The 22929-nt window shown below is 71.5% G+C and carries 14 protein-coding genes; 7 read left to right on the forward strand and 7 right to left on the reverse strand.

Going from position 1 to position 22929, the window contains the following annotated elements:
- Positions 1-15 precede the first annotated feature (15 nt).
- Positions 16-1077, forward strand: coding sequence for a YihY/virulence factor BrkB family protein (locus tag C6361_RS01260; RefSeq protein ID WP_107266467.1), 1062 nt, complete (start codon positions 16-18; stop codon positions 1075-1077).
- Positions 1078-1223: 146 nt separating this feature from the next.
- On the opposite strand, the gene C6361_RS01265 is transcribed toward C6361_RS01260, so the two are convergent.
- From C6361_RS01265 to C6361_RS01275, 3 genes are all read right to left on the reverse strand, one after another.
- A complete protein-coding gene (locus tag C6361_RS01265) occupies positions 1224-1820 on the reverse strand; it encodes a hypothetical protein (protein ID WP_107266468.1) in 597 nt (198 codons plus the stop codon).
- 81 nt (positions 1821-1901) lie between these two features.
- On the reverse strand, positions 1902-3443 hold the full coding sequence (locus tag C6361_RS01270) for a hypothetical protein (protein ID WP_159079116.1): 1542 nt from the start codon (positions 3441-3443) through the stop codon (positions 1902-1904).
- A 404-nt stretch (positions 3444-3847) separates the two neighbouring features.
- Positions 3848-4177: a hypothetical protein gene (locus C6361_RS01275; RefSeq protein WP_234359252.1), complete on the reverse strand. Its 330-nt coding sequence runs from the start codon at positions 4175-4177 to the stop codon at positions 3848-3850.
- Between the two features lie 239 nt (positions 4178-4416).
- On the opposite strand from C6361_RS01275, the gene C6361_RS01280 reads away from it, so the two are divergent.
- The gene (locus tag C6361_RS01280) at positions 4417-6105 is read left to right on the forward strand and encodes a glycosyltransferase family 39 protein (RefSeq protein ID WP_234359253.1); all 1689 of its coding nucleotides are present in this window, start codon (positions 4417-4419) and stop codon (positions 6103-6105) included.
- Here C6361_RS01280 and C6361_RS01285 read toward each other — a convergent pair.
- Both C6361_RS01285 and C6361_RS01290 read right to left on the reverse strand, forming a co-directional pair.
- Positions 6083-7828 carry an ABC transporter ATP-binding protein gene (locus C6361_RS01285; protein ID WP_107266471.1) on the reverse strand — a complete coding sequence of 582 codons (1746 nt, stop codon included), beginning with the start codon at positions 7826-7828 and terminating at the stop codon, positions 6083-6085. The genes C6361_RS01280 and C6361_RS01285 overlap by 23 nt on opposite strands.
- Positions 7825-9651: an ABC transporter ATP-binding protein gene (locus C6361_RS01290; protein ID WP_107270660.1), complete on the reverse strand. Its 1827-nt coding sequence runs from the start codon at positions 9649-9651 to the stop codon at positions 7825-7827. Before C6361_RS01290 ends, C6361_RS01285 begins: the two co-directional genes overlap by 4 nt.
- Positions 9652-9880: 229 nt before the next feature.
- Between C6361_RS01290 and C6361_RS01295 the strand changes: the two genes are divergently transcribed.
- The 3 genes from C6361_RS01295 to C6361_RS01305 all read left to right on the forward strand — a co-directional run bounded on the left by C6361_RS01295 (position 9881) and on the right by C6361_RS01305 (position 15522).
- Positions 9881-11116 carry a sensor histidine kinase gene (locus C6361_RS01295; RefSeq protein ID WP_107266472.1) on the forward strand — a complete coding sequence of 412 codons (1236 nt, stop codon included), beginning with the start codon at positions 9881-9883 and terminating at the stop codon, positions 11114-11116.
- The gene (locus C6361_RS01300; RefSeq protein ID WP_107259613.1) at positions 11113-11790 is read left to right on the forward strand and encodes a response regulator transcription factor; all 678 of its coding nucleotides are present in this window, start codon (positions 11113-11115) and stop codon (positions 11788-11790) included. The genes C6361_RS01295 and C6361_RS01300 overlap by 4 nt, the downstream gene beginning before the upstream one ends.
- A gap of 273 nt (positions 11791-12063) precedes the next feature.
- Positions 12064-15522 carry a discoidin domain-containing protein gene (locus tag C6361_RS01305; RefSeq protein WP_107266473.1) on the forward strand — a complete coding sequence of 1153 codons (3459 nt, stop codon included), beginning with the start codon at positions 12064-12066 and terminating at the stop codon, positions 15520-15522.
- Positions 15523-15703: 181 nt separating this feature from the next.
- On the opposite strand, the gene C6361_RS01310 is transcribed toward C6361_RS01305, so the two are convergent.
- Together C6361_RS01310 and C6361_RS01315 are read right to left on the reverse strand one after the other, a co-directional pair.
- Positions 15704-15880, reverse strand: a complete 177-nt coding sequence (locus C6361_RS01310) for a hypothetical protein (protein WP_234359254.1) — start codon at positions 15878-15880, stop codon at positions 15704-15706.
- A 183-nt stretch (positions 15881-16063) separates the two neighbouring features.
- Positions 16064-17527 carry a non-reducing end alpha-L-arabinofuranosidase family hydrolase gene (locus C6361_RS01315; protein WP_234359255.1) on the reverse strand — a complete coding sequence of 488 codons (1464 nt, stop codon included), beginning with the start codon at positions 17525-17527 and terminating at the stop codon, positions 16064-16066.
- A gap of 814 nt (positions 17528-18341) precedes the next feature.
- On the opposite strand from C6361_RS01315, the gene C6361_RS01320 reads away from it, so the two are divergent.
- A complete protein-coding gene (locus C6361_RS01320; protein ID WP_107266475.1) occupies positions 18342-19964 on the forward strand; it encodes a sigma-70 family RNA polymerase sigma factor in 1623 nt (540 codons plus the stop codon).
- 614 nt (positions 19965-20578) lie between these two features.
- Complete coding sequence (locus tag C6361_RS01325; RefSeq protein ID WP_107270661.1) at positions 20579-22555, forward strand: family 43 glycosylhydrolase; 1977 nt, start codon at positions 20579-20581, stop codon at positions 22553-22555.
- The last annotated feature ends 374 nt before the right edge of the window (positions 22556-22929 follow it).

Here is a 22929-nt window from a genome sequence, read left to right on the forward strand (position 1 = left end):
GAGGCAGGCTCCGCGATGGTGGAGAAGAGCACGGACCACGCGTACCGCGACGACCAGGTCGCGGACGGCGGGACGGTACCCGGGAGTCGACGCCCGTCGGCGCCGCAGGCGGGTACGCACGGCGCCGGTGACGCCCCGGACCAGCCGACGAAGCTCGGTCTACGGGGCTGGTGGGGCGTACTGCGACGTACCGTGCGCGAGTTCGGCGACGACAGTCTGACCGACTGGGCCGCCGCGCTCACCTACTACGCCGTACTGTCGATCTTCCCGGGCCTGCTGGTCCTGGTCTCGGTGCTCGGCCTGATCGGCGACTCGGTGCTCCAACCGCTGATCGACGACATGGGTAAGATCGCGCCCGGCCCGGTCGGCGAGATCCTGAAGACCGGTGCCCGGAACCTCACCGAGGCACAGGGTACGGCCGGACTCTTCGCCGCCGTCGGTCTGGCCGTCGCGCTCTGGTCCGCGTCCGGGTACATCGGGGCGTTCATGCGCGCCTCCAACGCCATCTACGACGTGCCCGAGGGTCGTCCGATCTGGAAGACCCTGCCGATCCGGGTCGCGGTCACCATCGTGGTCGGGACGCTGCTGGCGGTCAGCGCCCTGATGGTCGTCTTCACCGGCCGGCTCGCCGAGTGGGTCGGTCACGCGATCGGCGCGGGCTCGACACTGATCACCGTCTGGAACATCGCGAAGTGGCCGGTGCTGCTGGTACTGGTCAGCCTGATGTTCGCCATCCTCTACTGGGCGGCGCCCAACGCCCGGCAGGGCGGCTTCCGATGGATCACTCCCGGCGGTCTGCTGGCCGTGCTCATCTGGATCATCGCCTCGGGCGGCTTCGCCTTCTACGTGGCGAACTTCGGCACCTACAACCAGACCTACGGCACGCTGGGCGGTGTCGTCATCTTCTTCGTATGGCTCTGGATCTCGAATCTGGCGGTGCTGCTCGGCGCCGAGTTCGACGCGGAACTGCACCGGGGCCGCGCCATCGCCGGCGGGCACCCGGAGGACGAGGAGCCGTTCGTCGAACTCCGCGACACCAGGAAGATCAAGGAAGGCAAGGACCGGGGCCTGAGCTGACCGGCCCGGCACCGGAGCTGACCGGCCCGGCACCGGAGCTGACCGGCCCGGCACCGGAGCTGACCGGCCCGGCACCGGAGCGGACCGGCCGGCGCAGCGGCCGGTCCGGCCGGGCGGAGGCGACCCGACCGGAGTCGCCGGCACCTTCACCGTCGACGGCGGGGTCGGTGCCGGTTCGGGCGCCGTCGGCGGTAGCCGAGGTAGCCGGCGAGCAGCAGGGCGCTGGCGGCCGCGACGAGGGCGAGGTAGCGGTTCTGCTCGGCCGGCCGGTCCGGGTCCGGCCGGGGCGGGGCCGCCCGTGGCGTACCGCCGCAGCTGACCGAGCGAGCTTCGCCCGGCCCGGTGGCGGTGGGCGGCGGCACGGTCAGCCGGGCCTGGCAGTACCCGATGCCGGGCGCCGCGACGTCCACGGTGGTGGTCCACTCGCCGGCGGAGAGGGTGCCCTCGTAGCGGATGACGGACGGGGTCCGGGCGTCGATGGCGCGCAGCGGTACCGGACCGATCCGCGCTCCGCCGTCGGCCTGGGCGTTGATCGTGGCCACCACCGGGGTGGTGACCGGATGCCCGTCCGACCAGGTGACGTCGACCCACACGCTGCCCCGCCCGTCGTGGTGCACGACGGTCCGCACGTCGAGGTGGGCGCCGGCCGGGGCGGTGCTGGCGAGCAGCAGCCCGAGCAGGGGTGCGAGGAGCAGGACGAGTCGTCGTGCTCCGACGGCCGCGCTGACGTGGACCCTGCCCACCTGGCCGTTCCTTCCCAGGCTCGGGGCGGGGAGGTGGACAGCGCCGGCCTCCCCGCCGTACCGGTCGTCGGTGGTGCCGGATCAGCCGGCGGCGACCCGAACCTCGAGCAGGCCGACGGAGGCCGCCGACCCCTGTAGTACGACCCGCAGCCGGCTGGTGTTCACCCCGGTGAAGGTGACCCGGTTGTACTGGTTCACCGCGGTCGGGTAACCGCTCGCGCCGGGCACGTCCAGGTAGCCGCTGCCGTTCCAGTACTGCACCCGCCAGCCGGCGGGGGTGCGGACCCCGCCGTTGTCGTCGAAGAAGTAGACCTCGGCGGCGGAGACGCTCTGCGCCTGTGGCCAGGTCAGTTCGACCCACTGCTCACCCTGCTCCGGCCAGGTGCCCCAGCGGGGGTTGGCGGCGTCGTTCGACGACGTCGGCTCGACACCGTCGTTGACCGCCGCGACGTTCTCCCATGGCGAGGTGTAGGACGCGGTCGCGGTGGCCGAGCGGGCCAGGTTGCCGGCCGGCGGATCGGGGTTCGGTCCCGGGCCGCCGCCGGTGCCCCGGATCAGGAAGAGGTTGTCGGCGACGTTGAAGTACTGGGCCAGGTAGCTGCCGGCCGGCGGGTTGGTGTGGTAGTAGTCGTCGTGGTTGCAGTCCAGGCGCTGGTCGAGGGCACGGTCCGCACACCTGGTCTGGATCACCGTGTTCGCGTTGTCCTTGTAGCACATCACGTCCCACTCGTCGACGCAGTGGGCGTAGCCGGAGGCGTTCGGCGCGTTGTTGTTGACGGCGCCGAGGGTGTGCCCGAGTTCGTGCGCCGCGACGCCGGCACTCCAGCAGCCGTTGTCCATCCGGGCGTACTCCGGTCCGGAGTTCGACCGGTTGGCGTCGCTCTTGCGGGTGTCGCCCGCGAACCCGCCCAGTCCACAAAAGACCCGGGCGTCGACGAACTGGAGATACTTGCGGTCGGTACGGGTGTAGCCGGCCGCCTTGACCGCGTTGAGCAGTGGTGCCCAGTCGTTGGCGTTCAGCGCGGCGTCGGGGATCTGCACGTCCCGGACGACGGGCCGGCAGGCGCCCCCGACGGACTCGGTGACGTACCGGACGTGCCGTTCGCCGCCGGTGGCCCGGGCGCTCTCGTTGAAGATCACGTCGACCGCCTCGGCGAGTTGCCGGAAGGTCTCCAGGTACTGGTTGTACCGGCTGGTGCTGCCGCGCACGTAGAGCACCTCGACGCGGCGGCCGGAGACTCCGTCACCCTCGCAGACGGCGAGCGGCTGGCTGCCCGCCCCGGCCCTGCCGGCCGGCAGCGGTGCCACCGGTCGCTTGACGGAGAGGCCGGCGGGCGCCGGATCGGGTCCGTGGGTGCACATCGCCGGTTCGACGCCGATCACCCGGAACAGCCCCGCGCACGGACCGGACCGGTCGGCGGCGAGTCCGGTGTAGACCAGCCCACGGTCGAGGTCGTCGGCCGGTACGGCGAGCGGGGCGGCGGCCGGTCGGTCCCGGTCCGGCGTGGCCGGCGGGCCTGCCTGGGCGGAACCTCCGAGGGTCGCCATCGCCATGACGGCCGCCAGGCCGACCGCGACAACTGCCTCTCGTCGGCGCCCCGAGGCGTGCGGTGGTGCTGACATGGTGCTCCTTCCGACAGTATGGATCTCGTCAGCCGGTGGGCGCCGACAAGGCAACAGAGTTACCTATCTCGATCTTTCGATAAAAACGTTTTCGGCACGGTAGGCGGTCTTCTTCGACACCGTCAAGAGCACGTACTGTTACCGACGTCGATGTGTCGCCGGCCGAGGTGCCGGAACTGACCTGCGTCGAAGTCGGCGAAGCCGTCGCATGGCGCAGGTCAGCGCGGTCGCGGCCGGAGGGGGTTGCCGGCGGCGCCGTTCAGATGCTGAAAACCTTTTCGGGTACCGCGCGCCGCCGCGATCGCGCGCCGGCAACCGGGCGAGGCCGTTCTGAGCCCCGACGGCACAGTCGTGGCCCGGGGACCGGTCGGTCCCCGGGCCACGGCCCGTTCGGATACGGCGGCTCAGCCGGCCCGGGAGAGCGCGTCGCGCGGCACCGTGAGGGTCACCACGCCGGGGTCGGCCTCGGAGACGGTGGCCACCTCACCACCGCCGACGTAGGCGTCGGCGGTGGTCATGCCGTCGAGATCGATCCGCAGGTAGCCCGCGTCCATCAGCCGCTCCGCCTCCCCGGCGGGGGCGTCCGGGCGTACGTCGGTGCCGGGCTGCTGGACGGCCGACACCGTTCCGACGTGTTGGCCGGTGACGTCCAGCACGGACATTCCGGTGTTGACCTGGGCGATCGGCAGCGGCTCGGTCGGCATGCCGGGCACTGCGGGCGTGTGCGGATGCATGCCCGTCTCCTTCCCGCGACCGCCGGCGGCGAAACGTGACCGGGGTGTGCGGCGCTCGGGCGGCCGCCGGGCGGTCTCCGGCTCGGAACGCCGAGCCGGGCGGCGGCTCGGGTCCGGCCGTGCCATGATGCATGGCGGACGGCCAGCGTGGCGGTCCTGATCGCCACGCCCACCAGGCCACCTGGACAATGACACCGGAACAGCACCCGCCCGTCGAACCCGAGGGTGAGCAGACCGTTGTGCCCTCGGTCCCGGCTGCCCGGTCCGCCCCGAGCGGCACCGGGCGGCCGGACCGGTTCGACCGGCTGCGGCGGCACCGACGGTGGCTCTTCGGGCTCGTCGTGGTGGCGCTGCTCGGGCAGATGGCGGCGGCGATGGTCAGCACCGCCCTGCGGCAGACCCCCACCATCGACGAACCGGTCTACGTGGGTACCGCCATGGTCTACCTGCGGGAGCACAGCCTGCGGTACAACCCCGAGCATCCGCCACTCGGAAAGCTGATCATCGGAGCCGGGCTGTCCTTCGCCGACGCGCGCTTCGACCCGGCCTTCACCGGTTCCCAGGGGGCGGTCGGGCGGCATCTGCTCTACGAGTCCGGTAACGACCCCGGGCGGCTGATGTTGCTGGCGCGGTTGCCGATGATCCTGTTGACGCTGCTGTTCGGACTGGTCGTCTACCTGTTCGCCGGTGACCTCGTCGGCCGGGTGGGCGGATCGGTGGCGCTCGCGCTGTACGCCTTCTCGCCCGACGTCATCGCGCACGGGTCGTTGGCCACACTCGACGTACCCGCGTCGGGGTTCCTGCTGACGTCGGTCTGGCTGCTGTGGCGGGCCCGCCGCCGACCGCTGCGCTACCTGCCACTCGCCGCGGTGGCACTCGGTGCGGCCCTGGCCACCAGGATGAGCGCGTTGGCGGCGGTGCCGGTGCTGCTCCTGCTGGTCGTCGTCTCCGTCTGGTACGCCGGCCGCCCGAGCGATCTCGGCGCGCGCACCAGGGCCCGGCTGCTCGCGCTCGGCGCGGCGGCGGGGGTCGGCGTCGGGCTGGTCGCGATCGCCGTGGTCTGGGCCAGCTACCTCGTCGTCGATCCCCGGTTGGGCTGGGCGACGCCGGAGAACCTGCGTGCCGTGCACGGGCTGCGCGGGCTGGCCCTGGACTGGCTGCCGTTCCCGCAGCCCTACCGGGACGGGATGCGGTTCCAGTTCCTCATCGAGGACAAGACGCTCAGTGGGTTCCTGTTCGGCCGGCACTACCGAGGCTCGCGGTGGTATTACCTGCCGGCCGCGATGCTGGTGAAGACGCCGCTCGGCGCGCTCGCGCTCTGGCTGGCCGGCATCGTGGCGCTGGTGCTGGTGCCCCGGCTTCGCGCCGTGGTGCCGTACGTGCTGGTCCCCCCGGCGGTGCTGCTGGCCGTGGCGGTGACCGGATCCCGTGACTTCGGCGTCCGGTACGTCATCTTCCTGCCGATGTTCCTGGCGGTCGCCGCCGCTGCCGTGGTCGCCGTCCGCTGGCGGTGGGCGCCGGCGGTGACCGGGGCACTGGTCCTGTTCGTCGCGGTCAGCTCGCTGAGTACCTACCCCTACTACCTGCCGTACTCGAACGAGGCCTTCGGCGGGCCGGCGAGGACGCACCGGCACCTGCACGACTCGAACGTCGACTGGGGGCAGGACCTGGGACGGCTGGCCGACCGCCTCCGGCAGCGGTACCCGGGGGAGCGGGTCTGGCTGGTCTACAAGGGCAGCGGGGTGCCGTCCTACTACGGAATCGTCGCCGCCGACCCGCTCAAGGTCCCGCCGAGCGAGGTGCACGGGTTGCTCGTCGTGTCGAACAGCCGGGTCGCCAAGGCCGGACCCCCACTGAGCACGCTGATCGAGAGCAGCAGGCCGATCGACCAGGTCGGCCACTCGATCACCATCTACCGTCGCCCGTGACCGGGAGACCTCGGTCGCCGGCCGGCGTCATGGAGGCGTTCCAGAAATCGGCGTAGCGGCCGCCACGGCGGAGCAGCTCGTCGTGGTCTCCCTCCGCCACGATCCGACCGCCGTCCAGCAGCACGACCCGGTCGGCGCGGCGGACACTCCGCGGCCGGTGTGCCACCATCACCACCGTCCGGCCCGCCATCAGCCGCTCGATCCCCTCGTGCACGGCCGCCTCGTTCACCGGATCCAGCGCCGAGGTCACCTCGTCCAGCAGCACGATGGGCGCGTTCTTCAGCAGCGCCCGCGCGATCGAGACCCGTTGCCGCTCACCACCGGAGAGCAGCGCGCCGCCCTCGCCGACGTTCGTCGCCCACCCGCCGGGCAGGCGCTCGAGCACGTCGTCCAACCGGGCGGCGGTCGCCGCCGCCCGTACCTCGGCATCGCTCGCGTCGGGACGGCCGAGACGCACGTTCTCCTCGATCGTGCCGGCGAAGAGATAGACGTCCTGGAAGACGAAGGCGATCCGCGCCATCAGCAGGTCGGTGTCGATCTCGCGTACGTCCACCCCGCCCACCCGGACCGCCCCCGCGTGCACGTCGTAGAAGCGCGCGAGCAGCCGCAGCAGGGTCGTCTTGCCCGCACCGGACGGTCCGACCACGGCGAGCCGCTGCCCCTGCGGCACGGCGAGCGAGAGGTCGTCGAGCACCGTACGGTCGCCGTGCCGGAACGAGACGGAGTCGAACGCCAGGTCGTGGCCCTCCGGCTGGCTGGGCTCGCGGGGTTCCGGCAGCGGCTCGGTGCGCAGCAGCGCGTCGAGTCTGGCCAGCTCGGCACGCGCGCCACGCAGTTGGCTGCCGATGTCCGACAGCGACAGCAGCGGATCCGCGCACCGGGCGGCCAGCACCAGGATGGTCAGGACCTCGGCCGTGCCGATCCGCCCGCCCAGCGCGAGGTAGGCGCCGAGCACCAGCAGCAGGGTGAAGACCGCCTGCACCACCAGGGTCAGGCCCAGCACGCCGGGCAGCGCCGACCGGATGCCACGCCGGGACGCGCGTTCGACCTCGCGCAGCGCGTCGTCGAGGAGTCGGAACCGCTCGACGGTACGGCCGCCGGCCCGGAGCACCGGCTGTGCCTGGAGGTACTCGATGACCCGCCCGGTGGCCTCGTGGTCACGCTCGGCGCGCTCGGTGTCGGCGGCGGCCATCGCGCGTCCCGTCCAGAGCTGGACCGCCGCCACGACCGGTACGGCGGCCAGCGCGGCCAGGCCCATCCGCCAGTCGAAGGCGAGCATCACGGCGACGATGGTCAGCGGCGTCACGCTGGCGGAGATCGACGGTGCCAGCAGGTGCGCGATCACCCCCATCGCCTGGAGGACGCCCCGGCTGGCCAGTACGGAGACCTCGCCGACCCGGGCGGCGCTGTACCAGCCGACGGGGAGCCGGGCCAGGTGGTCACCGAGCCGGTGGTACATGCCCCGCAACAGGGTGGTCGCGGCGCGGAAGCCGGAGACGTCGCTGAGGTAGCGCAGCACCGCGTAGCCGGCGACCACGGCCCCGAACCCGGTCAGCCAGGGCCAGGCGTCGTCGGGGGTGCCGCCGAACAGCTTCCGCAGCACCGGGACCAGCAGTGCGTAGCAGAGGCCCTCCACTACCGCGGTCGCCGTCATCAGCGCCACGGTCCGGCGTACCGGCCGGGCGTGTTCGCGGCCCAGCACGCGCAGCAGCATCCGGATCATCGGGCCTCGCCTCCCTGCGGTACGCCAGCGGGTTCGGGACCGTCGGCGAGCGCCGACCGGTGTGATCGCCAGTACGCGGCGAAGCGCCCGTCCCGGGCCAGTAGTTCGGCGGGGCTGCCGCGCTCGACGATCGACCCGTTCTCCAGCACCACGACGCAGTCGGCGTCGGCGATCGTCTCCAGCCGATGCGCGATCACCAGGATCGTCCGGCCCGCCCGCAGGGTGGCCAGGGCCCGGCGTACCGCGAGTTCGGTCTGCGGGTCGGCGAAGGCGGTCGCCTCGTCGAGTACCAGTACGGGGGCGTCGGCCAGCAGCGCGCGGGCGATCGAGATCCGCTGCGCCTCGCCACCGGAGAGTTCGGCCTCCTCGCCGACCACCGTCTCGTAGCCGCGCGGCAGCTCCAGGATCCGCTGGTGGATGTTGGCCAGTTCGGCGGCGCGGACCACGTCGGCGAGGTCGGCCCGAGGTACCGCCAGTGCGATGTTCTCGGCGACCGTCGCGCGCAGCAGGCGGACGTCCTGGAAGACGAAGGAGACCATCCGGTAGAGGTCCCGGCTGCCGATCTCGCGCAGGTCGACGCCGCCCAGCCGGACCGAGCCGTGGGTCGGGTCGAAGAACCGGGGCAGCAGTTGGGCCAGCGTCGACTTTCCGCTCCCGGACGGCCCGACGATCGCGGTCACCGTACCGCTCGGCAGCACCAGGTCGATCCCGCGCAGCACCTCGTGGTCGGGCCGGTAGCCGAACCGGACGTCCCGGATCTCCACCAGGTGTCCCCGCGGTGCGACCGGGCGCGCGGGTTCGGGCAGCGGCGGCACCGCGAGCACGTCCCGGATCCGTCCGACCGCGCGTCGGGCGGTCTGCATGTCGTCGAAGCCGTGCCCGAGCGCCGCCACCGGAGCGGTCAGGCCGAGTCCGAGCAGCAGGAACGGCAGCAGGTCCGCCGGGGCCATCGAACCGGTGGTGAGCAGGGCCGCACCGCCGATCAACACGGCCAGCAGCACGAACGGTGGGGAGAGCGCGACCTGCATCCCGGCGGCGATCCCGGCGAGGCCGCGCACCATCCGGAAGAAGGAGCTGACGAAGTCGTCCACGGAGGTCCGGAAGGCGTGGTGGGCCCGCCCGGTTCCGCCGAAGGTCTTGACCACGGCGATTCCCTGGACGAACTCGACGACGGAATTGGCGATCCGTCCCATCGCCGCGTCGAACTCCTGCTGCTCGCGGAGCCGGGTCGGGGTCATCATCAGCGGGACCAGCGCCACCGCCAGCAGCACCGGGATCAGCGTGACGAGGGTGAGCCGCCAGTCGACGGTGCACAGGTAGACCAGCGACACCAGCGGCACGACGAAGGCGGAGACGAGTTCGCCGGGGGTGTGGGCGATGAACGGGTGCACGGCGGTCACGTCCTCGCCCAGCACCTTCGCCAGTTCGCCGGTGCGGCGTCGGGAGAGCCAGCCGATCGGTACCCGACCCAACCGTTGCGCCAGTTGCCGGCGGAACGACAGCTGCACCCGGCTGTCCACGGCATGCCCGACTCCGGAGGACGCCGCGGTGAAGAGCAGCCGGACGAAGAGCCCGAGCACCCCCGCGACGACGACGGTCCGGACATGTCCGTCGTCGACCGGGCCGGGGGACAACAGGGTACGGCCCAGTTCGACGACCGCCAGCAGCGGCGCGAGCCCCGCGACGGCGCCGATGACCTGGAGGATCACCACCGCGGCGAAACTGGCGACGAACGGCCGCAGCAGTACCGCCAGGCTCCGTCCCGGTCCGGGCTCGGTGGGGTCGGGCCGCTCCCTCGGCTCGGCGAGACCGACCGCGCTCATCGGTTTCCCGCCGTCCATACCCAGTCACCCCGGGTCCCCGTTCGGCGGGGGAGATTCCTCTGCATGCCGTCGATCGTCGCGCCGACCGGGCATGCGTCGCTTCCGTCGACGGACGACGCCGGTTACGTAAACCCGCGTACCGAGCGGGTGGTCGGCTACGTCGGCCGGCGTACCCGGTGCCGCTTCGCGGCGGCGGCACCTGCCGTGACGGGTATCGTACGATCACGGCATGGAGCTGGGGGCGGTGTCGGGGCAGACCTCCGCCTGGTTCTCCCGCCGGCCCGCCTGGTTCTCTGACCTGCTCCTCGCGCTCTTCGTCACCGTGATCCAGATTCTGAGCGTCGCCGACTACGGGGTCGGTCTGCCCGAACCGGTCTCCCGGCCGGTCTCGGACTTCGGCAACGCCGGTTACCTCCTGTTGGTCCTGAGCGGGGTGGCCGTCGCCGCCCGTCGCCGGTGGCCGGTCGCGGTCTTCGCCGTCACCGCGCTGACCAGCCTGGTCTACTTCGGACTCGGCTTCCCCGACCGGCTCTCCTATCTCGGTCTCTTCGTCGCCCTCTACAGCCTCGCCGCCTACGGCGACGGCCACCGATCGCTGCGGATCGCCGCCGCGGGCACCACGGTGCTGGCCGTCGGCTGGCTGCTCGCCGCTGCGGACATCGAGCCGCGGGCGGCTCTCGGCTGGGTCTTCTTCCGGATCGGCGGGTCGGTGATCAGCACGACGCTCGGCGAGTCCGTCCGGTCCCGCCGGGTCATCGCGGCCGATGCGCAGCAGCGGGCGGAGCTGGCGGAGCGTTCCCGCGAGGAGGAGGCCCGGGCCCGGGTCGCGGCCGAACGGCTGCGGATCGCCCGGGAGGTCCACGACACGGTCGCGCACGCGATCGCCATCATCAACGTGCAGTCCGGCGTCACCGCGCACGTGCTGGACAAGCGGCCGGAGCAGGCCCGCGAAGCGCTGCACACCATCGAGGAGACCAGTTCCCGGGCACTGCGGGAGATGCGTGCCATCCTCGGTGTGCTGCGCGACGGCGACGAGCGCGAGCCGTACCCGGGTCTCGACCAGATCGACGAACTCGCCGACAAGGCCCGCGAGGCGGGACTGGAGATCGCGGTCGAGCGGGCCTCGCCGGTGACACCGCTGCCGAGCGCGGTGGGCAGTGCCGCGTACCGCATCGTGCAGGAATCGATCACCAACGTGATCCGGCACGTCGGCCCGACCCGGGTGACGGTGGTACTCCAACCCGGCGTCGACGCGCTGCGGGTACGGGTGGTCGACGAGGGCGGCCGGGAAGCCTCGTCCGCCCCGGCTCGCCCCGGCGCCTCACCCGCCACCGGTCGCGGCATCATCGGGATGCGTGAGCGCTGCCGGCTGCTCGGCGGCGAACTCGACGCGAAACCGCGCCCCGAGGGCGGGTTCGAGGTCTCCGCGCACCTGCCGCTCGCCCCGGTCGGACCGGCGTCGTGAACTCCGCCCCGCCGATCAGGGTGCTGATCGCCGACGACGAGCGGCTGGTCCGGTCGGGTTTCAGGGTCCTGCTCGACCTGGAGGACGACATCACTGTGGTCGGTGAGGCCACGAACGGCGCCGAGGCGGTCGAACTCGCCCGCGCCAGCCGTCCCGACGTGGTCCTGATGGACATCCGCATGCCCCGGTTGGACGGGATACGCGCCACCGGCCAGATCGCCGAGACGAACGGGATGGAGCAGGTCAGGGTTCTCATCCTGACCACCTACGACACCGACGACAACGTCTTCGAGGCCCTACAGGCGGGGGCGAGCGGGTTTCTGCTCAAGGACGCGGGGCCGGCCGAACTCCTGCACGCCATCCGGGTGGTCGCCGCCGGGGACGCGCTGCTCGCACCTCGGATCACCCGCCGTCTCATCAGCCAGTTCACCGCGCGACGTCGGACTGCCAGGGAGGGCGAGGACCGGCTGGCGGTGCTGACCGACCGGGAGCGCGAGGTGCTCGCCCTGGTGGGGCAGGGCATGAGCAACGACGAGATCGGTGCCGCGCTCTTCCTCAGTCCGGCCACCGCGCGCACGCACGTCAGCCGGACGATGGGGAAGCTGGGCGCGCGGGACCGGGCGCAGCTTGTCGTGATCGCCTACCAGAGCGGGCTGGTCCCCTTCGCCGGTTAGGGCCACCGCGCCACCCGTGCGCCGCGCCGGCCGCCCGGACATGTCCAGTGGATCGTGCACTTTTGTCGACCGCTAGGAAAGTTGGGTCCGTCTTGACGAAACATCTAGACATCCAAACGTAACGATCGTAGGGTTTGCCTCGCCAGGCAGCGGCGTGCCAGGTCAGGTACAGGACGTCACGATGTCGTCCGTCGGCCGAGCACGGTGCGCCGCCGAGCGGTCCGCCATGCGCGTCACGGCGCGGCGTCGTCCCGCTCACCCCTGGGAGGAAACATGTTCCTACCATTCCGACGAGCGCGTACGCCGATTCTCGGCGCGGTCGCCACCGCGCTCGCCGTCGCGGCCGTGTGCCTGCCGACCGGCGCCGCCACGGCCGCGCCGCCGCCGCAGGAGCCCGGTGTCACCCTGCGGGTCTTCGACCTCCAGGTCCCGCTCAACAACCTCTGCACCCTCAAGGCCGCCCAGACGCCGAACGTCGACAAGCTGATGCCGACGGTCAACTGGACCAGCGCGGCCGACTTCGGCTTCGAGAACTACTTCCTCGCCCAGGTCCTCGGCAACATCAACATTGCCCAGGCCGGCAGCTACACCTTCCGGCTGATCAGCGACGACGGGTCGCGGCTGCTGATCGACGACGCCGTCGTGGTCGACCACGACGGGCTGCACGGACCGGACCCGAAGGACGGCACGGTCGACCTCGGCCCCGGCTACCACTCGCTGCGCATCGAGCACTTCGAACGCGACGGCGGCCAGCAGTTGACGCTGCAGTGGCGTACCCCCGGCTCGACCTCCTTCGTGACCGTGCCGAACTCGGTACTCAGCACCGACGCCGGGGTCGTCCGGGTGACCGCGCCCGGCCGCAAGGAGTGCGAGGCCAGCGGGGACTCGCCCGGTGACGGCCTGCCGCTGACCGCAGTACACCCGAACTACACGCTGACGAACCTGCGGCCCAGCGGCTTCGAACCGCAGGTCACCGGCTTCGACTGGCTTCCGGACGGACGCCTCGCGGTGCTCACCTGGGGCGGTTCGCTGACCACCGCCGGCGAGGTCTGGCTGCTCGGCAACGTCACCGGCAACACCAGCCCGGCCCAGGTGACCCGGACCCGGGTCGCCAGCGGACTCCAGGAGCCGATGGGGATCAAGGTCGTCGACGGCAAGCTGTACGTCTCCGAGAAGCACCGGCTGACCGAGCTGAACGACACCAACGGGGACGGGGTGACCGACAACTACCGGACCGTGGCCACCTGGCCGTTCGGCGGGAACTTCCACGAGTTCGGGTTCGGGCTGCTCTACGCCGACGGGTTCTTCTACCTGAACCTCTCGGTGTCCATCAACTACGGCGGCGCCACCACGGATCCGCAGCCGGCGGGGAACCGGGGCACCACGATCAGGGTGAACCGGAGCACCGGCGCGGTGTCGTACATCGCGGGCGGGCTGCGTACCCCGCACGGGATCGGTTGGGGACCGGAGGGCGGGCTCTTCGTCACCGACAACCAGGGCGGCTACCAGCCGGCGTCCAAGCTGCTGCACATCAAGCAGGACCGGTTCTTCAACCACTACCTCAACCCGGCCGGACCGTTCGACAACAACCCGGTGACCCAGCCGGTCATCTGGTTCCCGCAGAACGAGATCGGCAACTCGCCGAGTACCCCGGTGATGATGACCCAGGGCGTCTTCGCCGGCCAGATGGCGATCGGCGACGTGACGTACGGCGGCCTCCAGCGGGCGTACCTGGAGAAGGTCAACGGTGAATACCAGGGCGCGCTGTTCCGGATGACACAGGGCTTGGAGGCCGGCGTCTCCGAGGTCAGCCTCGGCCCGGACGGCGCCCTCTACACCGGCGGACTGCACGGCGGCGGCAACTGGGGCCAGGAGGGCAAGCTCAGCCACGGCCTCCAGAAGATCACCCCGAACGGCAGCAACACCTTCGACATGCTGGCGATGCGGGCCCGGTCGAACGGGTTCGAGATCGAGTACACCAAGCCGCTCTCGACGGCGACCGCGACCGCGCTCGCCTCGAAGTACCGGGTCAAGCAGTGGCGGTACGTCCCGACCGCCGCCTACGGCGGGCCGAAGGTGGACGAGGAGACGCTCGCGGTCTCCTCCGCGACACTCTCGGCCGACGGCCGGAAGGTCACCCTGGTCGTCAACGGGCTCAAGGCCGGCCGGGTCGTCCACGTCCGCTCACCCCGGCCGTTCAGCGCCAGCGACGGCCAGGCACTCTGGAGCACCGAGGTCTGGTACACCCTCAACGCGATCCCCGGCCAGACGCCGCCGGTCAACCTCGCCCTGGGCCGGCCGGCCACGGCGGACAGCTCCTGCTCGGCGGTGGAGGGCCCGGCGAAGGCTGTCAACGGGACCACCACCTCGGGCAACCTCGACAAGTGGTGCTCGACGGGCGCCAGCCGGTGGTTGCAGGTCGACCTGGGCTCGGCGCAGAGCGTGAACCGGGTCGTCGTGGCGCACGCCGGTGCCGGTGGCGAGGCCGCCGGCTGGAACACCCGGGACTTCGCCGTCCAGGTCAGCACCAACGGCACCACCTGGAGCACGGTCGCGAACGTCACCGGCAACACGGCCAACACCACCACGCACACCTTCGCGGCCACCCAGGCCCGGTACCTCCGGCTCGCCGTCACCACCCCGGCCAGCGACGGCAACAACGCGGCCCGGATCTACGAGTTCGAGGTCTACGGCGGGGCCGCTCCACCGACGGCCAATCTCGCCCTGGGCCGGCCGGCGACGGCGGACAGCTCCTGCTCCGCCACGGAGGGACCGGCGCAGGCGGTCAACGGCAGCGTGACCGGCGGCAACAGCGACAAGTGGTGCTCGCTCGGCGGCACCAAGTGGTTGCAGGTCGACCTCGGGGCCACCCAGAGCGTGCAGCGGTTCGTGGTCCGGCACGCCGGTGCCGGTGGGGAGAACACCGCCTGGAACACCCGGGACTTCGCCGTCCAGGTCAGCACCAACGGCACCGCCTGGAGCACGGTCGCGAACGTCACCGGCAACACGGCGAACGTCACCACGCACGACGTCCCGGCCACCCAGGCCAGGTACGCGCGACTCGCCGTGACCGCGCCGACCAGTACCACCGACAACGCGGCCCGGATCTATGAGTTCGAGGCGTACGGCCCCGGCGGGGCCCCCGGCCGGATCACCCTCTTCGACGGGTCCAACATGAACAACTTCCAGCAGCCGAACGGGGCGAACCCGACCTGGCCGCTGGGCAACGGCGGGGTGGAGGTGCTCGGCGGCGACATCCGCAGCCGGCAGAGCTTCGGCGACTTCAGGCTGCACGTCGAGTTCTGGTTGCCGAACCTGCCGGCGGACGTCACCGGGCAGGCCCGGGCCAACAGCGGCATCTACCTCCAGGACCGGTACGAGTTGCAGGTGCTCGACTCGTACGGCGACACCACCCCGGCCACCAACGAGTGCGGCGCCATCTACGAGAAACTGGCGCCGAGGGTGAACGCGGCGACCGCGCCGCAGACCTGGCAGACGTACGACGTGACGTTCCGGGCCGCCCGGTTCGACGCGGCCGGGGTCAAGACGGAGAACGCCCGGGTCACCGTGGTGTGGAACGGCGTCACCGTGCACGACAACGCCGAGATCAACGGGCCGACCGGCGGCGGTGCCCCGGAGGGACCCTCGGTGGGCCCGATCCGGCTACAGGACCACGGTGACCCCGGCCCCAACCTCTTCTACCGCAACATCTGGGTCGAGCCGATCGGCTAGGGCCCGGTCCGGCAGGGATCGCGGCGACGAGGGCCGTGACCACCCGGACGGCGAGAGCTGCCGTCTCCCGGGGCCACGGCCCTCCGGCCACGGTGGCCGGCGCGCGCCTCAGCCGGTGACGTGCAGGATCGCGTCGGCTCCGTCGACGGTCGCCTCGGACCCACCCCACCTCCCGGCAGGGCTATTTCCCGCTCGACCAGCGGTCGGTCTCGAGGGCGATCGAACGGAAGCCGATCTCGACGAGCTGGGCGAAGAGTTCGTTGCGGATCGCGCCGAACGCGGGCTCCTGGTGGGTCGGCTCGCCCAGGGCGAGCACATCACATGGTTCGGGTACGAGGTCCCGAATCTGCTGGCTCATGTGGCAAAAACGTACCATTGAACCCCTGTTTGACGCTTTTGCTGAACGACGCTCCGTGACTGCCGTCGCCAAGCCTCAACCGGGCGGGCGGCGGCCCCGTCGGCGGCGGGGGAGACCCGTGCCGTGCTGTCTCCCCTCGACCGGTCGACGGGGCCGTGCCCGCGGCGAACCGGGCCGATCCGCTCAGCAGGTGGAGTTGGTCTGGGTCAGTAGCGCGAGGCGCCAGGGGAGGCTGTTGTAGTCGCCACCGGCGCTGGGGTCCATGCCCTGGTAGAGATAGCGCAGGTTGCAGGGGCTGATCGTGAGGGTCTGGTCCACGTCGGTGCGGACCAGCTCGCCGTGGCTGATGTCCCGGGTCCAGGCCCCGTCCGGGAAGCTGACGTTGTTGGCCCGGGCGAACGGGTTGTTCTCCTCGGCGGCGAGCACCTGCCACGGGCCGGCGATGTCCGAGGACGTCCAGGAGCGGAACCAGCGGCGCCCGTCCGAGCCGATCGCCTCGTGGAGCAGCAGGTACTGGTCCCGCCCGGCGACCCGGTAGACGTTGGCGGCCTCGAAGAGCCGGTACCGGTCGGCGTCCTGCATGGTGATCACCGGCTGGCTCATCCCGTCGGGGAAGTTCGCCAACGTGGTCTGCGACCGGTAGAGGTGGCCGTTGTCGTCGGAGGAGAAGAGGTGGCAGTTGGCGGTGTCGCAGATGACCCACATGTCGACCCAGTAGCCGTCGCCGATGTTGTCCTCGATGATCTGTGGCATGCCGCTGTAGAAGTGCCTCGGCGCGGTCCAGCCGTTCGGGTCGCCGATGTCGGGGTTGGTGGAGTACGACGCGTTGCCGGTCTGGTAGACCAGATACCAGAGCCGCTGCGGGGCGAAGTAGAACACCTGCGGCGCGGCCCGGTATCCGGTGCCGAGCGGCGCCTGGTCGAGGTAGTGGAAGGTGGCGTTGCCGGCCTCGGACCAGTCGGTGAAGTTGAAGTAGACCAGGTTGTAGCCCGCCGCCTTCGCCGTGCTGGCGAAGACGTGGTAGCGGCCGTTGTGGTAGACGACCGAGGGGTCCTTGATGCCGGCGATGTCGCGGCCGTCGTTCTTCGGCCCGACGAGTACGCCGGTGGAGTTCCACCGGAAGCTGCTCGGCAGGTTTCCGGTCGGCGGGTTCGTGGGCGGGTCGGTCGGCGGGGTCGTCGGCGGATCCGTGGGCGGGTTCGTCGGGGGATCGGTCGGCGGGTCGGTGACCCCACCGGTGCAGGTGGTGCCGTTCAGGGCGAACGACGAGGGCGCCGGGTTGCTGCCGGTCCACGACCCGTTGAGGCCGAACGACGCGCTCGCGTTGCGGGCTATCGAGGCGTTGTAGCCGACGTTTCTGGCGGTGACCTGGGCGCCGCTCTGCGTCACCGACGCGTTCCACGCCTGGGTGACCCGCTGCCCGACGCCGTAGGTCCAGGTGAGGGTCCAGCCGTTGATCGGGTCACCCAGGTTCGTCACGGTGACGTTGGCGCCGAACCCGCCCGGCCACTGCGACGATATCGAGTAGTTCACCGAGCAGCCGGCCGCGACGGCGTGTGCGGGCAGCACGGTCACCGCCCCGGCGGCGGCGACCATTCCGCTGACCGCCACGAGGATGCCGGCTCGTAGTCTGGCTGGTTGTCGCACTGGAGACTCCTAACAGTCGCGCTGGGGTGGCGCCGCGCTGGGGTACGCGGCACCCGGACATGCCCGCATCGGCCTCGCGCCTCGTTCCGGCTCTCGCCCCGGCCGTCCGCCCGGTGGCGCGGAGCCGGTTGGAGCCGGGCGGCGAGGTACACCGGGGTGCCGATCGGCTCGGGACGTCGGCGGGGAGACGCCGGTTGGCCGTACCCGGCGACCGCCGGCAGTGGGGCATGCGGCGACGCGTGCCCGTGGACGGCCTGCACTGCACTGCCTGGCCCGTCCCGCGCGTGCCTGTCGGCGCGGCCGGGGGCTCGAAAGGCGTCCCGTGCCCCGCGTCGGCGCCACCCCGGGTGTGCTTGCCGCACACCCGTGCCCATGGGTGGGCGCCGATGTGAGCGATAACATATCGCCTGCCGGTGATCGCCGCAAGATGCGATTTCCGTCGACCTCGAAGAAATGCGTCGAGCGACCGAATGAGCGCCGCACACTCTTCTTCGCCCGGATCGTCGACTTCGACGGTGGCCGACGAACTCCTGGCATCCCCGCGGCATCCCGGAGTGGTTGCCGACACCTTTTCCGGGTCACCGCCCGGATCACCGGTCCGGGATCGGACGCCGGAAAATCGGACGGTTACTTCTTGACTCGGCCGTCGGCGTCCATCACAGTCAACCACCACACCATCGGCCCCTCGACTCCGCCGGGTACGCGACCGGCGTGCGACGGCTCGACACCACTCGTGCCCGTACGCCCGGCGTTCCGTGGCTGAAACCGGTCCGGGCCCGGCACCACCCTCCGACACCTGCGACAGCGATGGGACATGCGAGCTACCCGTACGAACGAGACGAGCCTGGTCGTCGCGGCACAGTCCGGCGACCGTCGGGCGCTCGACGAACTCGTCGTCACGTACCTGCCGATCGTCTACACCATCGTGCGCAGGGCGCTGAGCGGCCATCCGGACGTCGACGACGTCGTGCAGGAGACGATGTTCCGTGCCCTGCGGGAGCTGCGGACGCTGCGGACGCCGGAGAGCTTCCGGCCCTGGCTGGTGGCGATCGCGCTGCGCCAGGTCAGCACGGCTGCGCAGCGCCAGCAGGCCGCCGCCGAACGCGCCGTCGCGCTGGAGGAGGTGGCCGGGGAGCCGGAGGTCGGGGCCGAGTTCGAGGACCTGACGCTGCTGCGGGTGGACCTCTCCGACCAGCGCCGGCAGGTGGTACGGGCCAGTCGCTGGCTCGACCCGGAGGACCGGGCGCTGCTTTCGCTGTGGTGGCTGGAGATCGCGGGCCGGCTGAGCAGGGCGGAGTTGGCCGCGTCGCTCGGCGTCGGGCTGGCGCACGCCGGGGTACGCGTCCAGCGGATGCGCAACCAGTTGGAGCTGGGCCGGCGGCTGGTGGCCGCGTTGGACGCCCGTCCGGGCTGCGACGGTCTTCGGGCCGTACTGGCGGACTGGGACGGCCGGCCGAGCCCACTGTGGCGCAAACGCATCACCCGGCACACCCGGTCCTGCCCGGTCTGCGCCCGACACGGCGACGCGCTGGTCGCGCCGGAGCGCCTCCTCGTCGGCCTGGCGCTGATCCCCGTTCCCGCGGCGCTGGCGGCGGCCCTGACCGCAAAGGGCGGGCTGGCCGGGGGCGTCCTCGGCGCGGTGTCGACGGCGGCCGCTTCGGGCGCGAACGGGATCGGCGGCTCCGGAGCCGTCGGCGCGGGCGTCAAGGCGGGGCTCCTCGGCCAGTTGGGCCAGCTCATCGGGACGCATCCCGTCGTCGCCGTCGTCGCCGCCGGTACGGTGGCCGCCGGTGCCACGGTCACCACCGCGACCTGGCCGGCGGCGGACCCACGGCCACCGGTACGCATCGCCGCGCCGACCTCGGCACCCACGGCCGCCGGCCCCACCTCGGCACCGGCGGTCGGTGTCCCCGCGACCTCGGCGCCCCGGGCCAGCACGCCGGCCCCGGGGCGCCCGAGCCGGACCGGTGCCCCACCGTCGAACACCGGGTCGCGACCCTTCCCGCTCGGAAGCGTGTCGATGGAGTCGGTCAACCAGGTGGGGTCGTTCGTCACGGCGGTCGACGGCGTCGGACTGCTGACCCGGGTCGGCGCGCAGAGCGACGGTGCGACCCGGCAGCGGGCGACGTTCGAGGCGGTCCCCGGCCTGGCGGACCCGGACTGCGTCTCCTTCCGCGCCGGGGACGGACGTTACCTGCGCCATTCGTCCTGGCGGGTGCGGTTGAGCGAGGTCGAGGAGAGCCGGCTGTTCCGTGGCGACGCGACCTTCTGTGTGCGGCCGGGCGCGGCGCCGGACTCCGTGTCGCTGGAGGCGTCCAACTACCCCGGCTGGTTCCTGCGGCACCGGGATCTCCAGCTCTGGGTGGACCAGGTCGTCGACGATCCCGAGTTCCGGGCCGACGCCTCCTTCCGGACCCGCCCCCCGCTGGGCGGGTAGCACCGGTCCAGCACCGGTCCAGCTCCGGCGGGACCCTTCGGCGGGGTCCGTCCTCGGGCGGCGGCCGGCGCCGGAGGGGCGGCGCTGGGCCGACCGACCGGGTCGGCCGGGCGACTCCCCGGCGCCGGCGTGGATAACAGAAAAGCGGTGTGAGATATCCGGCCGTGTCCGGCCGACCCACTCCGGCGGAAAGTGTTATCGGTCCGCGTTATCCAAAGTCGGCGTCGGATCGGGTCCGTGTCCGGTCACCCGATGCGGCAAATTCCGGCCAGGACATTGACGCTCACCCTTGAGTACGTCGAAACGTTCTGGCAATATCCGGTACATCCGAAGGAGCGACTCACGCCGGGTCGGTTTGCTGCGGCGGTACTGTCGGCCCATTCGTGTTAGCGCTCACATTGCTGTTGTGGTCAGCCCGGATATCGGGGGCGAGGATGGTCACGACCGGAGGGAGAAACACCGTGGATGTCGCGGCGCAGTCGCCACCAGCCGCACCGACCCCGGGACCGGCCCACCGGCCCACGCTCCGCGGCCGGCGGCGTCGCTGGCGGACCGCCCTCGTCGCCGTCCTGGCGACCGCGCTGGTCAGCACCGCGACGGCCGCGTTCGGCCCGATGCCGGCATCGGCGGCCACCGTGGACACCGGTGCCTGGTATGTGTTGCTGAACCGGAACAGTGGCAAGGCGCTGGACGTCTACAACCTGGCCACCGGGGACGGTGCGCGGATCACCCAGTGGGCGCGGGGTGACGGCGCCTGGCAGCAGTGGCAGTTCGTGGACTCCGGTGCCGGATACTACCGGCTGCGGTCGCGGCACTCGGGCAAGGTGCTGGACGTGTTCGACCGGTCGACCGCCGATGGTGCGGCGATCGTGCAGTGGAGTGACGGTAACGGGACGAACCAGCAGTTCAGGCTGGTGGACTCGACCGACGGACACGTTCGGCTGATCAACCGGAACAGCGGCAAGGCGATGGAGGTGCAGGGGGCCTCGACCGCCGACGGGGCGAACATCGTGCAGTACTCGGACTGGGGCGGCACCAACCAGCAGTGGCAGCTCGTCCGGGTCGACGGTGGTGCCGGCCCGACCCCCACCGACCCGCCCGCCGGCACGTTCAGCAACCCGGTGGTGTGGCAGGACTTCGCCGACGTCGACATCATCCGGGTCGGCGAGGCGTACTACCTGTCCGCGTCGACCATGCACTACTCGCCAGGCGCACCGATCCTGCGCTCGTACGACCTGGTGAACTGGGAGTTCGCCGGGCACTCGGTACCCCGGCTCGACTTCGGGTCGAAGTACGACCTCTCCGGCGGCCGGGCGTACGTGGACGGCATCTGGGCCTCCACCCTCAACTACCGGCCCAGCAACCGGACCTACTACTGGGCCGGGTGCATCGACTTCGCCCAGACCCACATCTACACCGCGTCCGCCGTCGACGGCACCTGGAGCCGGCACGCCACCATCCCCCACTGCTACTACGACGCCGGCATGCTGGTCGACGACAACGACACGATGTACGTCGCGTACGGCAACGGCACCATCAGCGTGGCCCAGCTCTCCGCCGACGGCCGTACCCAGGTGCGCAACCAGCAGGTCTTCAGCACACCGTCGAACATCGGCACCCTGGAGGGCGCCCGCTTCTACAAGCGCAACGGCAGCTACTACATCTGGCTCACCCGCCCGGCCAACGGCCAGTACGTGCTCAAGGCGAGCAACCCGTTCGGGCCGTACGAGATCCGTCAGGTGCTGCTCGACCTGCCGGGGCCGATCGCCGGCGGCGGGGTACCGCATCAGGGCGGCCTCGTGCAGACCCAGAACGGCCAGTGGTACTACATGGCGTTCACCGACGCGTACCCCGGCGGCCGGATGCCGACCCTGGCACCGGTCAGCTGGACCGGCGACGGCTGGCCCGTGTTGCAGACGGTCAACGGAAGATGGGGGAGCACGTACCCGAATCCGCTGCCGCTGCGGCCGGTCAGGCCGCTCACCGGCGTCGACACCTTCGCCGGCACCACCCTCGGGCCGCAGTGGGAGTGGAACCACAACCCGGACAACGCGCGATGGTCGGTCGACAACGGGCTGCGGCTGCAGACCGCCACGGTCACCGGCGACCTCTACAACGCCCGTAACACCCTGACCCACCGCATCCAGGGCCCGACCTCGACCGCGACGATCGAGCTCGACCATTCGGCGATGCGCGACGGCGACCGCAGCGGCCTGGCGATGCTTCGCCAGTCCTCGGCCTGGATCGGCGTCAGGCGCGACAACGGCACCACCCGGGTGGTCGTGACCGACAACCTGACCATGGACAGCAACTGGAACACCACCGGCACCGGGACCGAGGTCGCCAGCGCCGCCGTCTCCGGGGGCCGGATCTGGCTGCGGGCCAACGCGGACATCCGGCCCGGCAGTGGGCGACAGGCCCGCTTCTCGTACAGCACCGACGGCGTCACCTTCACCGCCCTCGGTCCGGCCTTCACCCTGAACAACGCCTGGCAGTTCTTCATGGGGTACCGGTTCGGGATATTCAACTACGCCACCTCGGCGCTCGGCGGCGCGGTCACGGTCCGGAGGTTCGAGCTGTCCACACCATGACGCTCGGGGTGCGGGAGTGGAGGGGACCGCCCTTCCCGGCCTCGACCGCACCCCGAGACCGCCCACTGCTGGACGTGGGCGACGGGAGCCGGCGCGGAGTAGGCGACGCGCCGGCTCCCGGCGGTCTCCGGTGGTATTTGGGCGAGCGCGTCGTCGACGTCGGCAGTACCCGTCGACCCTGACCGTCGCCGGTGCGGGGCAGTAACCGGAGCCGGACCCGGGGGCGGTGATCCGTACTTTGTTTGGCTCCCAAACTATTGACAAGCAGCATTCATGGGTGTGAATCTCTCATCAGGGCACCGCCGCCGGAGCCGGGTGGTTGGTGCGGGAGCGCCGGGCAGCCTCCCGCGTACTCGCTCGTGCAATCGACGTCT

Source organism: Plantactinospora sp. BC1, from assembly GCF_003030345.1.
Taxonomy (GTDB): Bacteria; Actinomycetota; Actinomycetes; order Mycobacteriales; family Micromonosporaceae; genus Plantactinospora.

What these genes read in the sequence shown, in the direction of transcription:
- C6361_RS01310 (WP_234359254.1), bottom strand. Translation starts at nt 15,880, where the DNA reads ATGAGCCAGCAGATTCGGGACCTCGTACCCGAACCATGTGATGTGCTC.
- C6361_RS01275 (WP_234359252.1), bottom strand. Translation starts at nt 4,177, where the DNA reads ATGCATCCGCACACGCCCGCAGTGCCCGGCATGCCGACCGAGCCGCTG.
- C6361_RS01270 (WP_159079116.1), bottom strand. Translation starts at nt 3,443, where the DNA reads ATGTCAGCACCACCGCACGCCTCGGGGCGCCGACGAGAGGCAGTTGTC.
- C6361_RS01290 (WP_107270660.1), bottom strand. Translation starts at nt 9,651, where the DNA reads ATGAGCGCGGTCGGTCTCGCCGAGCCGAGGGAGCGGCCCGACCCCACC.
- C6361_RS01285 (WP_107266471.1), bottom strand. Translation starts at nt 7,828, where the DNA reads ATGATCCGGATGCTGCTGCGCGTGCTGGGCCGCGAACACGCCCGGCCG.
- C6361_RS01295 (WP_107266472.1), top strand. Translation starts at nt 9,881, where the DNA reads ATGGAGCTGGGGGCGGTGTCGGGGCAGACCTCCGCCTGGTTCTCCCGC.
- C6361_RS01305 (WP_107266473.1), top strand. Translation starts at nt 12,064, where the DNA reads ATGTTCCTACCATTCCGACGAGCGCGTACGCCGATTCTCGGCGCGGTC.
- C6361_RS01260 (WP_107266467.1), top strand. Translation starts at nt 16, where the DNA reads ATGGTGGAGAAGAGCACGGACCACGCGTACCGCGACGACCAGGTCGCG.
- C6361_RS01320 (WP_107266475.1), top strand. Translation starts at nt 18,342, where the DNA reads ATGCGAGCTACCCGTACGAACGAGACGAGCCTGGTCGTCGCGGCACAG.
- C6361_RS01325 (WP_107270661.1), top strand. Translation starts at nt 20,579, where the DNA reads ATGCCGGCATCGGCGGCCACCGTGGACACCGGTGCCTGGTATGTGTTG.